The organism is Paenibacillus sp. FSL R7-277, assembly GCF_000517965.1.
In the GTDB taxonomy this organism is placed as follows: domain Bacteria; phylum Bacillota; class Bacilli; order Paenibacillales; family Paenibacillaceae; genus Paenibacillus_AQ; species Paenibacillus_AQ silagei.
In genome coordinates this window covers 46,205-62,241 of the sequence record NZ_ASPX01000107.1, presented here as the reverse complement: position 1 = coordinate 62,241, position 16,037 = coordinate 46,205, and the positions used below count along the sequence as shown (strand labels likewise).

At 46.7% G+C, this 16,037-nt stretch carries 18 protein-coding genes; 7 read left to right on the top strand and 11 right to left on the bottom strand.

All coding sequences use genetic code 11. The annotated features are described in order from the left end of the window. Nucleotides 1-83: 83 nt before the first annotated feature. Genes C173_RS27450 through C173_RS27435 form a run of 4 tightly spaced genes read right to left on the bottom strand, consistent with a single transcriptional unit; the run spans nucleotide 84 to nucleotide 2,306 of the window. Nucleotides 84-791 (bottom strand): PspA/IM30 family protein, encoded by a 708-nt coding sequence (locus tag C173_RS27450; RefSeq protein ID WP_036731144.1) that lies wholly within the window; start codon nucleotides 789-791, stop codon nucleotides 84-86. Nucleotides 792-794: 3 nt separating this feature from the next. Then, nucleotides 795-1,274: a PspC domain-containing protein gene (locus tag C173_RS27445; RefSeq protein WP_036731142.1), complete on the bottom strand. Its 480-nt coding sequence runs from the start codon at nucleotides 1,272-1,274 to the stop codon at nucleotides 795-797. 4 nt (nucleotides 1,275-1,278) lie between these two features. Beyond that, on the bottom strand, nucleotides 1,279-1,956 hold the full coding sequence (locus C173_RS27440) for a PspA/IM30 family protein (protein ID WP_036731140.1): 678 nt from the start codon (nucleotides 1,954-1,956) through the stop codon (nucleotides 1,279-1,281). A 47-nt stretch (nucleotides 1,957-2,003) separates the two neighbouring features. Next, entirely contained in the window at nucleotides 2,004-2,306 is a 303-nt protein-coding gene (locus tag C173_RS27435) for a LiaF transmembrane domain-containing protein (RefSeq protein WP_036731138.1), read from the bottom strand. Nucleotides 2,307-2,495: 189 nt separating this feature from the next. Between C173_RS27435 and C173_RS34340 the strand changes: the two genes are divergently transcribed. The 6 genes from C173_RS34340 (at nucleotide 2,496) to C173_RS35145 (ending at nucleotide 7,583) form a co-directional block, all read left to right on the top strand. Then, entirely contained in the window at nucleotides 2,496-2,615 is a 120-nt protein-coding gene (locus tag C173_RS34340) for an S-layer homology domain-containing protein (RefSeq protein ID WP_155991662.1), read from the top strand. A gap of 144 nt (nucleotides 2,616-2,759) precedes the next feature. After that, the gene (locus C173_RS27425; RefSeq protein ID WP_036731134.1) at nucleotides 2,760-3,446 is read left to right on the top strand and encodes a response regulator transcription factor; all 687 of its coding nucleotides are present in this window, start codon (nucleotides 2,760-2,762) and stop codon (nucleotides 3,444-3,446) included. Next, the gene (locus C173_RS27420; RefSeq protein WP_036731132.1) at nucleotides 3,443-4,477 is read left to right on the top strand and encodes a sensor histidine kinase; all 1,035 of its coding nucleotides are present in this window, start codon (nucleotides 3,443-3,445) and stop codon (nucleotides 4,475-4,477) included. The genes C173_RS27425 and C173_RS27420 overlap by 4 nt, the downstream gene beginning before the upstream one ends. 96 nt (nucleotides 4,478-4,573) lie before the next feature. Further along, nucleotides 4,574-5,272, top strand: a complete 699-nt coding sequence (locus C173_RS27415; protein ID WP_036731130.1) for an ABC transporter ATP-binding protein — start codon at nucleotides 4,574-4,576, stop codon at nucleotides 5,270-5,272. Further along, nucleotides 5,269-6,891, top strand: a complete 1,623-nt coding sequence (locus tag C173_RS27410) for an ABC transporter permease (protein ID WP_051478485.1) — start codon at nucleotides 5,269-5,271, stop codon at nucleotides 6,889-6,891. The genes C173_RS27415 and C173_RS27410 overlap by 4 nt, the downstream gene beginning before the upstream one ends. 17 nt (nucleotides 6,892-6,908) lie before the next feature. Further along, nucleotides 6,909-7,583 carry an ABC transporter permease gene (locus C173_RS35145; protein ID WP_051478481.1) on the top strand — a complete coding sequence of 225 codons (675 nt, stop codon included), beginning with the start codon at nucleotides 6,909-6,911 and terminating at the stop codon, nucleotides 7,581-7,583. Nucleotides 7,584-7,700: 117 nt separating this feature from the next. Here the strand turns inward: C173_RS35145 and C173_RS27405 are convergent, their stop codons facing one another. The 7 genes from C173_RS27405 to C173_RS27375 form a co-directional block, all read right to left on the bottom strand. Next, nucleotides 7,701-8,654, bottom strand: coding sequence for an EamA family transporter (locus C173_RS27405; protein WP_235192046.1), 954 nt, complete (start codon nucleotides 8,652-8,654; stop codon nucleotides 7,701-7,703). Between the two features lie 128 nt (nucleotides 8,655-8,782). After that, a complete protein-coding gene (locus C173_RS27400; RefSeq protein WP_036731128.1) occupies nucleotides 8,783-9,238 on the bottom strand; it encodes a hypothetical protein in 456 nt (151 codons plus the stop codon). A 48-nt stretch (nucleotides 9,239-9,286) separates the two neighbouring features. Beyond that, entirely contained in the window at nucleotides 9,287-11,716 is a 2,430-nt protein-coding gene (locus C173_RS27395) for an ABC transporter permease (RefSeq protein WP_036731126.1), read from the bottom strand. Next, complete coding sequence (locus C173_RS27390) at nucleotides 11,713-12,387, bottom strand: ABC transporter ATP-binding protein (RefSeq protein ID WP_036731124.1); 675 nt, start codon at nucleotides 12,385-12,387, stop codon at nucleotides 11,713-11,715. The genes C173_RS27395 and C173_RS27390 overlap by 4 nt, the downstream gene beginning before the upstream one ends. An 89-nt stretch (nucleotides 12,388-12,476) precedes the next feature. After that, complete coding sequence (locus tag C173_RS27385; RefSeq protein ID WP_051478478.1) at nucleotides 12,477-13,613, bottom strand: HAMP domain-containing sensor histidine kinase; 1,137 nt, start codon at nucleotides 13,611-13,613, stop codon at nucleotides 12,477-12,479. Between the two features lie 38 nt (nucleotides 13,614-13,651). Beyond that, nucleotides 13,652-14,326, bottom strand: a complete 675-nt coding sequence (locus tag C173_RS27380; protein ID WP_036731187.1) for a response regulator transcription factor — start codon at nucleotides 14,324-14,326, stop codon at nucleotides 13,652-13,654. Nucleotides 14,327-14,329: 3 nt separating this feature from the next. After that, nucleotides 14,330-14,908 carry a GbsR/MarR family transcriptional regulator gene (locus tag C173_RS27375; protein ID WP_036731120.1) on the bottom strand — a complete coding sequence of 193 codons (579 nt, stop codon included), beginning with the start codon at nucleotides 14,906-14,908 and terminating at the stop codon, nucleotides 14,330-14,332. A 223-nt stretch (nucleotides 14,909-15,131) separates the two neighbouring features. On the opposite strand from C173_RS27375, the gene C173_RS27370 reads away from it, so the two are divergent. Beyond that, nucleotides 15,132-16,013, top strand: a complete 882-nt coding sequence (locus tag C173_RS27370; protein ID WP_036731118.1) for a carbohydrate ABC transporter permease — start codon at nucleotides 15,132-15,134, stop codon at nucleotides 16,011-16,013. The last annotated feature ends 24 nt before the right edge of the window (nucleotides 16,014-16,037 follow it).

Sequence of the window (16,037 nt, the reverse complement as noted above, 5' to 3'; positions counted from 1 at the left end):
AGCCATATCGGTATGGAGAATCCATACCGTATGGCTTTACCTTGATCAGCATATCATATCCGGCTGCTCTTTAGGAACAGGGATTATTGTTCTTTTTTATTCAAAGGAGGGGCTGCAGGAGTTGAGTTCAGCTTGTTCTTGAGTGCGGCAAGCTGCTCTTCCACTTTCAGTTCCTTCTCAGGATCTACCGGCTTAGCATATGCGGTTGCCGAAGGGCTATACGGAGCGCGCATCACATCTGCTTCCGCTTCGAGCTGCATGATCTTTTCTTCCATGCGGTGGAAGCCAAGGGAGGCACTTCCGCTTTCGATGGAATGTACGCTGCTGATCTGGGACATTTGCTTCTTGGCCTTAGCCATCTGAGCGCGGGATACCAGTTCATTGCGTTTGTTGCGCATTTTGTAGAACTCATCCTTCATATCATGAAGCTGCTGCACCAGTTCCTTGGCCTGTACTTCAGCCTGTGCGTGAAGCTCGCCATACTCGGTAAACTTCTGGTCGAAGTAGATTTTCTCTTCCAGCAGCTTACGGGTAACTTCCTCCTGCCCGTTCTTGAGCGCAAGCTCAGCCTGTGCAGCACGTTGTCCGGCAACCTTGGCAGCTTCGTCCACACGCTGTTTCATACGGCGTTCATTAGCCATCTGCTTCGCTACCGTTACTTCAGCCTCATGAATCTCAGCCTCCATATCGCGCAGATACTGATTCAGCATCACAATCGGGTCCTCTACCTTATCCAACATATCATTTACCGACGCCTTAGTCATATCTTTAATCCGTTTGAATACTCCCATAATTTACACTTCTCCCTTCTCGTATTTAGCAAGTTTTTGTTTGAGCTCTTCCACTTCTTTTTGCAGTGCCTTCTTCTCGATATCCTTCATCATGGCATCCAGGCCGGAATCAGGAGCCGCATGAGCGCCTGCCTTCTCATAACCGGGATTGTAGCCCGGCTGTCCGCCATAGGGGCCATATCCCTGAGGTCCTTGGTGAGGAGCCTGTGGTCCACGGCCATATTCAGGTCCGCCGGAGTAGGGTCCGCCGTACGGGCCACCCGGCCCACCGGGTCCGGGACCGAAGGGATTGTACTGGTTAGGCTCCTTGGCAATCACCATTGCTGCGATAAAGTATACGAGGATTGTAGCTCCACCGCTAAATGGAATACTGATCACCAGCAGAATCCGGAACAGTGTAGAGTCAATGCCGAGAGTCTCGGACAATCCGCCTGCCAGCCCAGTCATTACTTTGTCTCTTGTTGAACGATACAATCGGGTCATACGACTACTCCTTTCTGCCATCATTGTTCAGCTTCTCCTTTAGACGGGCCATTTCTCTTTCGAGTACGGTTGCCACGGTCTCTCCGGCCTGCACCGCATATTCCTGTCCCATCCGGCGCAAGTCGCTCAGGCTTTTGGCTTCTAGCTCCCAGTCGTTCATCTTGTCTTCCAGACGGCCGAACATTTTGGGAACATCTCCGCCGCCATAAGCACCGGCTCTTTGATTCATGCGCTGCTGCAGCCGCAGCGACTCCATCCGTGCTGCATAGAACTGGCGTTTGCTGTATACCGTCTGATACTCCATTTTGAGCTCGTTCAGCTGGGATTCCAGTTCGAAAAGTGATTGCTGGCTCGTCTCCAGCAGCCCGCTGTATTGCTCCAGCTTTTCCTCGTGGATAATTTTCTCCTGCAATGCCAGCTTGGCCAGATGATCTTCGCCTGCCTTGAGTGCGAGGAGCGCCTGCTCTTCACGTTTGTTCCTCATGGCGGTGGCCTGATTCACCTGCTGCTGCAATTGCTTCGTATGAGAAGCGTACTGCTGGTACAGCCGTTCGGCCTCCCCGATCTCTTCACGGGTTGAATGTAGAAATTGATCAATCAGCTTCACCGGATCTTGGCTCTGCTCCAGGCGTTCATTCAAGTTGGCTACGGTGATGTCCCTCATTCTGCGAAAAACACTCATGATTTCCTGCTCCCTCCCTGCTTCTTAATAAGTATGGACTGTGTGTATTAGTATGTTCTGCTTTGTTTGCCCCTCAGTACCGAGATGCCCCACACTACCAGAGCAATACCCAGCAGCGGACCGATAATCCAGGAAAGCTTGGAGATCAGGGACATGACACCGATGAACAGCACCACCCAGCCGATAATCTTGCGGCCGCTCTTAATTCCGTAGTATCCGAGCACAACCAGCACTGCCGGGAACAGGATACCGAAGATTCCTGAAATCAAGTGAGGCAGAATGCCAAGCAGCATTACCGCTCCGATTACAATCAGCGCAATCGCAAGTCCGTTACCTTTGTTTCTTTGCATTTGTTATCACCGCCTTTCGCTGCTCTCTTTCTTATACCCTTATTCTAGGGCAATCCCGCATCTTTCAAAACAGACTGTGGACGGTTTTATGTACTGGACCTTAGTCGGGGATGGTTGCAGGACTGGAAGCGGCTATACATCCTGAAATATATTCTATTGCTGCTTCCTGCAGATGCGGAGAAGTTCAGCATGCTGAAGAGAAAAAAAGGCTTCAGCGATGTAAGCAACAGCTCATGGATGTACAAATATGTAATGAAGATCGCTGCACTGGGGTTTGCCGAGGGAGATACAAGTAGTCCAAGGCTTTGAGGACAAGAAGTTCAAATTGAATTTCTATCATGGAGATGCCTTTTTATTGTCCGACGAATCAAGACTGCCCCGCCCCACTTGCAGGATATTCCAGGGTTGGCCATAATATTGGGAGAATACCTGATTACTAAAGGAGTCATGCCCATGAAGACACTACTCATCGTTGAAGATGATCAAAGCTTGAACAAGGGGATAGCCCTGTCACTGGCCCATAATGAATTGCATATAGAACAAGCCTATTCACTGGCAATGGCTGATCAGATTATCTCCTCCACCCAAATTGATCTCATTCTGCTGGATGTGAACCTTCCGGACGGAAGCGGACTGGATTACTGCGAAAGAATCCGCGGAACCTCGCAGGTACCGATTATCTTCCTGACGGCCAACGACATGGAACCGGATATTGTAACCGGGTTTGCTCTGGGGGCTGATGATTATATTACCAAACCGTTCAGTCTGATGATTCTGCGGGCCAGGGTAATGGCCGTCCTGAGAAGGAGTGATGCGCTTACCCATGAGAGGATCGTTGTAGGCCTGCTTGAATTTGATTTTGGCAAAATGGAGTACTTCAAGAACGGCCGGCCGCTGCTGCTGAGCAAATCCGAACAGAAACTGCTGCGCATACTGGTAACGAATAGAGGAAACATTCTGACCCGTGAGCAGCTGATCGACAAAACGTGGAGCCAGGAGGCGGTATTCGTGGATGAGAATGCACTAACGGTAGCCATCAAAAGATTGCGGGCCAAGATCGAAGAGGATCCCTCTTCGCCTCAATATATCAAAACTGTATATGGTTTAGGGTATACATGGACAGAAGGTCCTGTTCTATGAAGAGACAAGAACGGCTGCCGCTTAACCAATTGGTGAATCTGGCATTTGCTGCAGCTTTTATCATTCTGGTGCTGGTATATGTGACTTGTATTATATTACTGGAGATCACTGGTTCATCGCTGCTTGGACTCTCTCTTCTATTCATAATCTGCATGCTGATCCTAAGAGGTGCCTGGTCCCGGTCGCTCCGGAATATGGTTACTTCTTTCATGGGAAAGGTAGAGACATTGGTAGACAATGCTACTCACGGGCGTGAGCCCACCTATAATTATGAAGAAACCCTGCTCTCCTCCATAGAACATAAATTAATGCGGTACATAGAGATTGCAAGAGTGAACGGACAGAATCTGGAAACGGAAAAGAACAAAATTAAAGAACTGATCTCCGACATCTCCCACCAGACCAAAACACCCTTATCCAATATTATGATCTACAGCCAGTTGCTTGAGGAAAGTCTGGTGAATGATGAACATGCGCTTCAGCTTGCTGTACAAGTTAAAAAACAGTCGGAAAAACTCGACTGGCTGATCCAATCCCTGATCAAACTGTCCAGGCTGGAGACGGGCATGATCTCTTTGCGCCTGGAGCCTTGTCCCGTGATCCGTGCGGTTTCTGAAGCAGTCTCCCAGATCCTCATCCAGGCAGAGAACAGCCGCATCACTATCAGTATAAACTGTGAACCTCACATCACAGCGTGCTACGACCCCAAATGGACAACCGAAGTGTTATTCAATCTGCTGGAGAATGCTGTGAAATATTCAGAACCAGGGGGCAGTATCCGTATCACTGCGGAAGCAAATGAGATGTTTATACGCCTGGATATCGCAGATACCGGCCGTGGAATCTCCCAGGAAGAGCTGCCCCAAATCTTCAAGAGGTTCTACCGGGGAAAGAATGTGCGCGATTCAGAAGGTGTGGGAATTGGGCTATTCCTGGCCCGGGAGATCATCACCGCTCAAGGCGGACATATGAAAGCTGCTTCTGTGCCCGGACAAGGCACTGTGTTCTCGATCTTCCTGCCGCTATTCTGAATATGTCCATTCCGTCAGATTTCAGACACTCTCCTGTTAGATTTGTCTGATACCTTATAGAGGTGGATACGAACATACGCACAGGAGGAATATAACATGTCTATTCTACGAATAGAGAATCTCAAGAAATATTATGGAAAAGGAGAGCATACGGTCAAAGCCCTGGATGACGTGTCTATAAATGTAGAAAAAGGGGAGTTCGTGGCAATCGTCGGGACGAGCGGCAGCGGAAAAAGCACGCTGCTTCACATGCTTGGCGGTCTGGACCGGGCTACAGAGGGCAAGGTTTATGTCAACGGGCATGATATTTTTCAGATGAGTGATGAAAAGCTGACCATCTTCAGACGCCGTTCTGTAGGATTTGTCTTCCAGAGTTATAACTTGGTGCCGATCCTGAGTGTGCTGGCAAATATCGTCCTGCCCATTGAGCTTGATGGTGGCCAGATTGACCAGGAATATCTGAACCTGATCATCACAAGTCTGGGGCTTCAGGAGAAAGTTGGTAACCTGCCTTCTGCGCTCTCCGGAGGCCAGCAGCAGCGTGTAGCTATCGCAAGAGCGCTTGCCACCAAACCTTCCATTATTCTGGCCGATGAGCCCACCGGCAATCTGGACAGCAGGACCAGCCAGGAGGTACTTATCCTGCTGAAACAGCTCAGTGTCAAATTCGACCAGACCATTGTAATGATCACACATAACGAGAGCATTGCACAGATGGCGGACCGGATCATCCGCATTGAGGACGGCAGGCTTGCCGTGGGATCGGCGCAGGCCCACGGGGAGAGCCGGTTATGATCGCGACGAACAACCGGAAGACCATATTAAATCTGGCGATTACTAGCCTGAGAGCCAACCGGCTGCGGAATCTGGCTGCCATCTGCGCCATTATACTGACTACACTGCTCATCACCTCCATTTTCACCATGGCTCTAAGCATTAACCAATCCATGCAATACGCACAGATGAAGACAGTCGGAAGTGACTTTCACGGAGGGTTTAAATATCTTAGCCCGGAACAAGTGGAGACGCTGCTGAAGCACCCTTCCATTAAACAATCCTCTCTCTCCCTTAATTCCGGCATATTACATAATAAAGTGTTCGACCAGGACCGGGTTGAGGTGCTGCAGGTTGACCAGAATTACGCTGATCACGGCTTCATAGAATTTGTTGAAGGGGGATTGCCTGCCGGAGAGAATGAAGTTGCCCTGAATACCTGGGTTCTGGGCAAGCTAGGGGTGCAGCCAGAGCTCGGGAAGGAAATCACACTGCAGATCGATACCGGAGAACGGATCATTAACCGCAAATTCACCTTGTCGGGCTATTATGAAGCGGACAAGCAATTGGCGATGGCGGGTCTGGCTTTTGTCTCCAAGGCCTTTACCGATAAAAACCTCTCAGACATTGATCCCGTACAATCGAAGGAAAGCGGATCCTACGTAAACACCTCAGAACTGAGTGTCATGTTCAACAATTCATTTCATATTGAGAAAAAAATGAACAGGATTCTAGCTGATACTAGAATTACGGCTCCTATCGGGATCAATTGGGCCTACTCCAGCGTATCTTTGGCGGAAAATGTTGAGAGTATCCTTCCATATGCCGCAGTTATCTTTATCATTATGCTTAGCGGCTACCTGCTTATTTACAATATTTTTTATATTTCGGTGGTCCAGGATGTGAAGTTCTACGGCCTGCTGAAAATGATTGGCACCACCCCGAGACAACTGAGGAGAATCATCGCTATTCAAGCCAGGCTGCTGTACCTCATTGCTCTGCCATTCGGCCTTAGCTCCGGTTATATGACCGGCAGATGGGTTACACCTCTGACCACTTCGCTATCCGGGGAGTTAAAAGGAAATTCTCTTTCATCCAGTCCATGGATATTTGCAGGGGCAGCCCTCTTCTCCTTCCTGACCGTGTGGATCGCAGCGCATAAGCCGGGCCGGCTGGCAGCGGACATCGCCCCGGTGGAAGCCGTTAAATTCTCAGGCGTTCAGAATAGCGGAAAAAGAACCCTCAAGCCATCCAAGCATGGAGCCAGACTATACCGGATGTCGTTCTCCAACCTGTTCCGGAGCAAGAAGAAGCTGAGCCTGATGCTATCCTCGCTCTTCTTAAGCATTCTGCTATTTAACACGATATTTACGGTAATCTCCTCTATGGATGTCAATAAATATCTCAGTGCATATATTCATGGAGATTATATGATTCACAACAAGGGAATTGTCCAGCAGGAGGGGGAACGCTCAGTCAATGAAACCGAGCTGTCCGAGGAACTGTGTGCGAAGCTGAAGCATCTGGACGGTGTGGAAAGTATCGATAAAGTATATTATACCCTCTTCTCTTATCCTCCGGATGATTCCGTCCGTGCTTCAGCAGAGTCTTCAGCCACTCTATCAGCTATTCCGGATTGAAGAGGAGATACGAAGTGATGGCCGTGCTGAAATATAATGCTTTCTATGCAGCAACCAGTCAAACGTATTTCGGTAACGGCTACAATGCCTTTTTGCCTGCAGCCGAACTCCGGCAAGCCACTTTGGAGAGCGGGACTCCAGCAGACATCCTCTCGCTTACCCTGAATGCAGCCCCAGGCAAGCTTGATGAAACGGGGCAATTGATCAGGGAGGCTATCCGCCCGCTGGATGCTCTGCAGCTGAAATCAAGAGAAGATTACAGGAAGGAGTTAAGCGATGATATCCATATTTTTCAGATTATAGGGTATGGACTGAGTCTCGTAATTGCACTTATTGGCCTGCTTAATTTCATTAATTCTGTCCTGACCGGAGTGATCGCACGCAGGCATGAATTTGCCGTTCTAGAGAGCATTGGAATGACCAAACAGCAGCTCAAGCGTATGCTCGTCTACGAAGGCATGTACACCGTGCTTCTCACTGCGCTGCTTACTTCTACTTTAGGTGTGCTGCTGACTTACTGCACCGCCAGGGGTATTGCCGCAGGGATGGCCTACATGGAATTCCGGATGATGTGGCTGCCGTTTATTCTGATCATCCCGATCCTGGCAGTCCTCTCTTATCTCATCACCTTAAGCGCCTATAAGCCGCTCGCCCGCAGCCCGATCGTCGAAAGGCTCCGTAAAATGGAATAAAGGCATGCTGAAACAGCCGGATGCTCTAATAGAGTACCGGCTGTTGCTGTTATAAGATATGAAATACAGTTTAATAATAGCGTACCTGAACAGTCAGCAGAATGTGGTTATTCGCTCTCAGTGTACCGACTGCTGCGGCGGTTGTATATCAAGCGTTGCTTGAGTAGCCGCCGGCTGTGGCTTACTACGGAAAAGAGTTACCAAAACCACAGCCCCGATAATGATCACGGCTGCGATCAGGGTGTTCAAGGTAAGCTGTTCGCCTACCAGCAGCCAGCCAAGCAGCACAGCGACTACCGGATTAACGAAGGCATACGTGGAGACGAGGGTAGCGTCAGCATTCTTAAGCAGCCAGATATAAGCTGTATAGCCGACAATGGAGCCGAAGGTGATCAGGTAGGCCAGAGCCAAGTACGATCGCATAGAAATGCCAGAGAGTTCAAGTCTGGACCAGTCGCCGGTAAAATAAGAGAAAATCACCAGCAGCGCACCTCCCGTTAGCATCTGCGCCGCTGTCGCCATCAAAGGTGAACCCGGCATGGTCGCGCTTCGGGAGTACATGGACCCTACTGCCCAACTGATGGAAGCTGCCAGCACGGTAATAATTCCGATCAGATCGGTAGCGGTCCCCGTCTCCCCCTTCCCCGGCTGGAAGACCAGTACGGCGATGCCGAGCAGTCCAAGAACGATTCCTGCGATAACTCCGGTATTCGGCCGTTTGCCGCCGCGTCCAAGCCAGCCCATCAGCATCATCCAGACAGGCACTGCCGCCACGATGAGCGAAGCGATGGAGGAAGAGACTCTTTGCTCTGCCCAGGCCACAACCCCGTTGCCCCCAAGCAGCAGCAAGGCGCCGACAATCGCAGAGGCACGCCATTCACGCTTTACCGGACGTTTCGCTCCGCTTACTCTGGCAATGAGGTACAGGACCACACCTGCCGCAAAAAAGCGGACCCCCGCCATCAGAAAAGGCGGTATCGACTCGATGGCAATCTTCATGCCGACATAGGTGCCTCCCCAAAATAAATACACAAATAAGAGCGCTATTCCCACCACATATAACTGATTCATTTTCCCCTTATGCTTCATGCCACATCATCCCTTTTCTCTAAAAAACAGGTTTGTGAGGGACTCCCGTTCTATCATTTATAAGAACATCCCCTGGGCAAAATTATAGCATATCCCTCCCCGTACATTGACTAATCGTTAGAGTATCTCAATGTTAGCGGCTGGTTCTCATCAAGCCCAACTTTCTCAATATCTCCCTCTTCAATAGTATTATTAATAAAAAGTTTCCAGTGCTTCTCTTTATCATTTTTTATATCATCTACCTTAATTATTTGTCCTTTCTGATTTTTTTCGATTAGCATCCCCTGTTCAGCATTGTCTGAAATGGCCTGAAGTGCTTTCCAGACCGTGGGATTATCATCAATAATCTTAACGGTCTGAAGAAACAAAATATCATCTTCATTATAAATAACTACATTAACGTTTGTTTCCACATCTCCTTGACCTGTATATTTTACGCCATGATACTCAGGAGAAATCTCATCCCCCTTTTTACTTCCACATGCTGTTAACGATAATGCAATAACCATTACCACAACTAATATACTGTAAACGGGTTTTGTAGAATTCACTTTAGATTGAAACACTATTATTGCCCCCTTAAATATTATATTCAGCTATTTGCTTTCCCTCGCTCATTCACTAAACCGGATTCGTTCCATCAAGCTCTCCTTACTCAAGCGCCACTGCATATAGAAGGTAGTCACAACTTGAACTATAAAATAAGCGCATATTAAAATCAGCATCGCTCTCTGTGGTAGTTGATATTGGACATAGGTGGCGGATTGCTTGAAAATTTCAACGCCAAAATATCCTGCTGGAATGCCCAGTGAAAAAGTGAACAACAGACTGATTAGGATCACCATTAAGCCTTCACTGCCTAATTGTAAAATCAGCTGACTCCGCGACAGTCCAATAGCTTCAATTAAGCTAATTTCCCGCTTTCTAGAATTCATACTCGTTAAATTGGAATTTATTAAATTAAATATGCTAATAATCATTAATGCTGAAATAAGACCATTAGCCGCCAACTGAAGCACTTTCTTCATTCCATTGAACTCTTGATATATTTCTTGAAAAGAAGTGAATGTTATTCTTCTATCAGCATTTGCAATCCCTTTGAGAGTTTGCTCTACCTTCCCTTGTTGTCCTTGATCAACTAAAACACTAATCTGTTTTATACGTTGATCTAAACCCAATCGTTTGAACAAATCCTGATGAGCAATAAGAACTCCACCTTCTGAAGAATCACCTTTATAAGTAACATAGTTAGGCAAAACACCAACAATAGTGAATTCACGTTCTTTCTTTCCTTCTCCGTACTGAGCCATCCGAATTTTATCTCCCACATGGTAGCTTCCATCTTCTGCAATTGCGATGAGATTATCACCATTTCTCAGTTCCATAAGCATAGAATCATCTTTCCCAAGTCTTTTAAGTGTGTTTTTCATTAAGGCATCATCGTAAGCATAAATATCCGTTCGAATTTCCGGGTTTTTCATACTCGCCATGTCCTTGAGATGAAGGTTTGCATCTTGTTTGTTATAGATCAAGACATCATACATTTCTGTTAATACTTTCTTGACACCAGTAATAGCATCTACTTGGTTTATAACTTTGTTATTTAACAGATCTAGGTTTACATCAGTTCCACGGTAAGCAGCAGTACTTAATTTATAATCACCAGGCACCATACTTCCAGCCATATTATTAATATTAATACTACTTAGAATACTCCCAGTGACCACGAAAATAAGTCCTGTCAGGGTAATCGATGTTATGGTAACCCAAGTGCGTTTACGGTATCGGATCAATTGTGCCAATACCAAGGTGAACCCGCTAATTGAATTTTTGAATTTTTTTTTGGTCTTATGACTTCTCTTTCCCAAGTCTTCAGCGGGATTATAACGAATAGCTGCAATCTCCGTAATTCTTCCTACTTTTTTAGCAGGAATATAAACAGAAAATATAACGAGAATCAGACCTGTAATAAAAGCAATACAAGCAATGTAAGGAGTCAGTTGAACATATAATTCGGAGCCACCACTAGCCATATGTCCTAAGAAGGGGATAAATGCCGCGCTCCCCCCTACACCCAGCAAAAGCCCCATAGAACTCCCAACCAGCGAAATTATAAGTCCTTCCGTAAGAATCATCTTTCGCAGTTGATTAGGAGTCATTCCTATTGCTTTCATCATCCCAAATAAACGGATCTGCTCTGATATATATATATTGAATATGTTATAAATAACCATGGCTGCACTAATTATAATTACAAACACAACAATGGTTGCTTTCAGAATAGTTAACGGATTCTGCTCATATGCGCCATTGTAACGTTCATTGATTTGTATTTGATCAACTTTTAGCTGAGAACCCTCACCAATTTTGTGAGCCGTAGATGAAGCATTAAAGTCTGAATTCAAAAGAGCAAATAAAACAACATCCGGGTTAGGACTATATTGCCTGGAAAGGTTTTGAGAAATAAACATCAGACCAGCTCTAACCGTTTTACGTACGGCGATATCATCAATAATACCAACTAGTTTAAAGTTTTTTGTTATATGCTCTGTTTTCCCTGCATTCATAACTTGTAAATTCAATGGAATTACTACTCCTATGTTGGGCGAGAAACCAAGTTCCTCAATCACCCATTTATCCAATACAATTTCGTCGTCCGTTACCGGGGCTCTCCCTTCCCTTAATTGAATCAGTCCTTTATTAATTCCCTCTATATAACTTATAGCCATATTAATATTCAATTTTTCAAACGTGTCCGATTTAACATTTTTACTGATATAGGAAACATAGTGCTTTTTTATCTTCGGATTATTCTCAATAGCTTGTTGCTGCTCCGGCAACAAATGCTCATACTGCACATGATAGGCACCTAGCTCATTAATCGCTTCTCGCTTGCTCCTCTGGTCTTCAGAGTAGAAATAAGTCAGCACCACAAAAATTAAGGCTACGGCTAAAGCTACTGTACCTACAGTCAATAAGGTCCGGCTTTTGTAATGACGTAGATTTTTCAGGGATACATTGTGAACAGTAATTTTATTTTTCATCCTTCTACCTCTACTGCAATGGAACCGTCCACCACTCGAACAGTCCGACCTGCAAGCTTAGCCACTTCGTCATTATGCGTTACAACAATCAAAGTCTGGTTATATTTCTCTACGGATAAACGCAGCAAATCCAAAACGTTATTGCTAGAACGGCTATCGAGATTTCCTGTGGGTTCATCTGCGAGCACAATAGCCGGTCTAGCTGCCAATGCACGGGCAATTGCCACCCTTTGCTGCTGGCCTCCAGACAATACTGTGGGCAGACTGGCCCGCTTTTCATAGATCCCCAAAGTATTTAAAATATCTTCAATATAGCTAACATCTGCTTTCTTCCCATCCAGCCCAATGGGTAAAATGATGTTCTCCCACACATTAAGTGAGGGTACCAAATTAAAAGCTTGAAACACAAATCCGATTTGGCGGCGGCGAAACACTGCTAGTTGACTCATTGGCAATGTATAAATGGAAGTCCCATTTATGATGACCTCACCGCTTGTAGGAGCATCCAACCCCCCAATGATGTGCATTAATGTACTTTTGCCTGCACCAGACTGTCCAACAATAGAGATAAACTCACCTTTCGCCACTGAGAAATCAACATTGTGGATTGCCTTCACTTGACCTTCTCCGCTGCCATAATATTTACATAATTTCTTTCCTTCCAGAATCATATCGGCGCCTCCCTTTATACGTGGATACAAAAATATCCTCCCCTAAGTGGTTCTCTAGGAAAGGATATCCAATAGTTATCTATTATTTATCAACTCTGGTGCAGCAAAATCGAAACTTTCACACAGGCGCCACCTGACTTATTGTTCGTTAGCTGAATACTGCCCCCTTGCTTCTCAGCCAGTACCTTGCAAATATTCAACCCCATGCCATAATGGCTCTCCTCAGCTTCCGCCTTGCTTGTATAAAATGGCGTGGTAGCAAGCTTCAGATCCTGGCTTGAGAACCCTTTGCCATCATCACTGACTGTAATTGAAAAGAATCCTTTAACAAATTCAAAACGTACAGAAATCGTCTGACTTGCATAACGAAGCGAATTGGCAATCATATTTTCGTATATCCTGGTAACCATTCCTGTATCAATGTTCAACGATTGTTCAGCGATTTGATTTTCAAATGATAATTCCAATGAATGTTCCCGTGCCAGAAATTCAGCCAAACTGCTTAGTTGTTTCAAAAAAACGGAAACCTCTACTTGGGTCCATGCTACCGAGATATCTTCGAGTTTTTGGGCCTCGCCCATAATTTGCACATAATTCTCCAGCCGTAATATATGTATACTCATAGTTGTTATCGTATCCAGCAGCTTCTCCTTGTTTATTTTACCTTCTGGAAGATATCTATTTAAAAAGTCAGTGTATCCGCGCAATACGGTCAGTGGTGTCCGCAAATCATGTGAAAAAGCGGCATTTAACTGTTTTCTGTCCTCTATAGAACGCCACATCTGACGGTTGTTATCCTCCAAAGCAGCTCTCATGCTCTCAAAAGACCTGCACAACTGCCCCATTTCATCTTCGTTATATTGCGGAATATGAAAATCCAAGTCATTATTGGATATTTTAGCAGAAGCTTCGCGCAAAATCCCAATCGGTTGTTTGAGCTTATTGTGGTAAAACAACAAAGAAGCCGCCAGGGTAGCTAGCCCAAAAAATATCAAAATGGACCAAGAATCCAGAAAACTGCAAAACTTAATAATCTGTTCATCTGTATAAGAATAATCTGTATTAAAGTCCTTCATGTTATAGGTAATGGCTGGATTCTCAATGTCCGCTGAGGTGTAAGAGTCGTTATACTTCAGAAACATATTATTACGTATCTGGCCTGCCCCAGTAATAGTAATCACACTAAGGAGTCCGGCAATAAGGACAAATACAAGCATATAGATCATAAATGTCACCCTAATGGATAAGTTACGCCAACCTTTTATTACCCTACCCATTTATAGCCCACACCCCATACTGTTGAAATGTATATGTGATCACTAACCTCATTAAATTTAGACCGAATTCTTCTGATATGCTCTGCAACAACGATGCTATCCCCTTCATGATCCAGGCCCCAGACTTTTTCATAGATATGTTCTTTATCAAAGACTTGACCGCTGTTCATGGACAACAACTCAATAATACCAAATTCTTTCTTGGCAAAAGAAAGTGCGCGTCCTTTGTAATACACCCCTCTGGCGGAGTAGTCGATCACTAAATCATCTGAAAATCTGGTTTGTGTCTTAACAGATTGTCTTCGTTCACGGCGCAGATGTGCCTCCACCCTGGCTCCAAGCTCATCAATGCTGAACGGCTTCACAATATAATCATCCCCACCCACTCGAAAGCCATTAATTTTATCTGACTCTTCCACTTGCGCAGTCAGGAATATAATAGGGCAGGATACGAAATCCCGTATACGAGTGCACACCTCAAGACCATCAATCTCCGGCATATTAATATCCAGTATAATAATGTCTGGATTATACACTACTTTGCGTAATGCCTCCCCGCCGCTCCGCGCGGTTAAGACCTTATAACCATTTATCTCAAAATAATCTTTCAGCAGATTAACTATATCCGCCTCATCATCAACAATAAGAATTTGATTATTCATAGCTCATACTCCGCCTTCCTCGCCGGTACTTCCCCGTTCCCCGCCGAATATCGCTCCTTCCGCAAGCCCCGACACGAACCGCTGCAGCCAGGCATAGTACTCGGCCGCGTGCTCCAGCTTCTCCAAATCTCTGAGGCAGGCCTGCCGCTCCTCTTCGGGTGTGTCTGCTGCATAGGCCAGTGCCTGGAGGTCAGGGACCGCAGTTCCCATCGCTTCCTGCATGACATCGATCTCCCGCTGAAGCTTCAGGGTGAAGAAGTTCCGGAAGGCCTCGAAGAAGTCCGTCTCCGCTGCGTACAGCTCCTTCCGCTCACGCTTCTCCGGAAGCTTCGTAACCATGCGGGAGGCGATCAGGGAGCGGACTCCGTAGCTCATATTGCTTTTACTCATATTCATGACCTGCTTCATTTCCTCCAGTGTCATCGGCTTGTCCTCGAAGAACATCACCCCATACAGCTGCCCGAAGGAATAATTCGCTCCATATAAATCCATGGTCTGGGCTATGGCATCGATCACCGGGCCGAGCAGCTGCTCCCGGGGCGAACGGTGCGGATGTTCCTCGCCGAATGCGGCCTGCTTCATCAGGTGGCACCTCATTTTCACATAGAATCGTTCTCTCTACCTTACACAATACCGCAGCTTTACCGCAATCATCCTACAAATTTTACACAAAATCCGACCGGGTTTTACCCCCGCTTGACCACAAGCCTGCCTCATGAGTGTACAATTTTTTTTGAACAGAGGAGCTGTCCTCTGCATTATACCGCATCAACCAATATGAATGAAATGGAGAATATGGACGAAAATGACACGTTCAAAATTATTCAGCGGCTTGAAGCCCGTGCTGTTCACTCTGCCGGCCATGATCCCTTTCGCCGTATTCTGGCTCGCGCCGCTGCTGTATGTGCTGTATCTCAGCTTTACGGAATGGGATTTCATGAGCCCGGAGAAAACCTTTGTCGGCTGGCAGAATTATACCGATCTGCTCAGCAACCCCGCTTTTTACAAAGCGCTGAGGGTGACCGTTCTCTTCTGCCTCGGCAGTGTGCTGCCGGTGATCCTGCTGGGACTGGGTCTGGCCCTCCTCATGAACAGAAAGCTGAAGGGCTCGGCCCTCTATCAGATCCTGCTGTTCTCACCTTGGGTGACGCCGACCGTCGCTGTGTCTATCGTCTGGTCCTGGATTTATCAGCCTGAAGCCGGGCTTGCCAATGCGGTGCTGAACTTCTTCGGCCTGGATTCCATCGGATGGCTGCAGGACCCCAAATGGGCATTAATCGGCGTCCTGCTGGTCACGATTTGGAAGTCGGTCGGCTGGGCAATGATCTTCTATCTGGTGGCGCTGCGCAATGTGCCTTCCGACCTGCTGGAAGCCGGGGAGCTGGACGGGGCAAGCCCGGTGCAGAAGTTCCTGCGGATTACATGGCCGCTGATCTCGCCGACTACTCTTTTCTTATTCGTGGTGCAGTTAGTCTCGGCACTTCAGGCCTATGACCAGATTAATGTCCTGACCCAGGGCGGCCCGTCCGGCTCCACCCGCACTCTGCTCTATCTGTATTATCAGTCCGCCTTCGAATCGTTCCAGATCGGAGAGGCCTCTTCCGTTGCTGTCGTCCTGGTCTTGATCTGCATGCTGCTGTCTGTCCTCTCGTTCGGGATCAGCAAGCGGACCACTCATTATCAATAGAAGCTATACCATCAACCCCTAAGG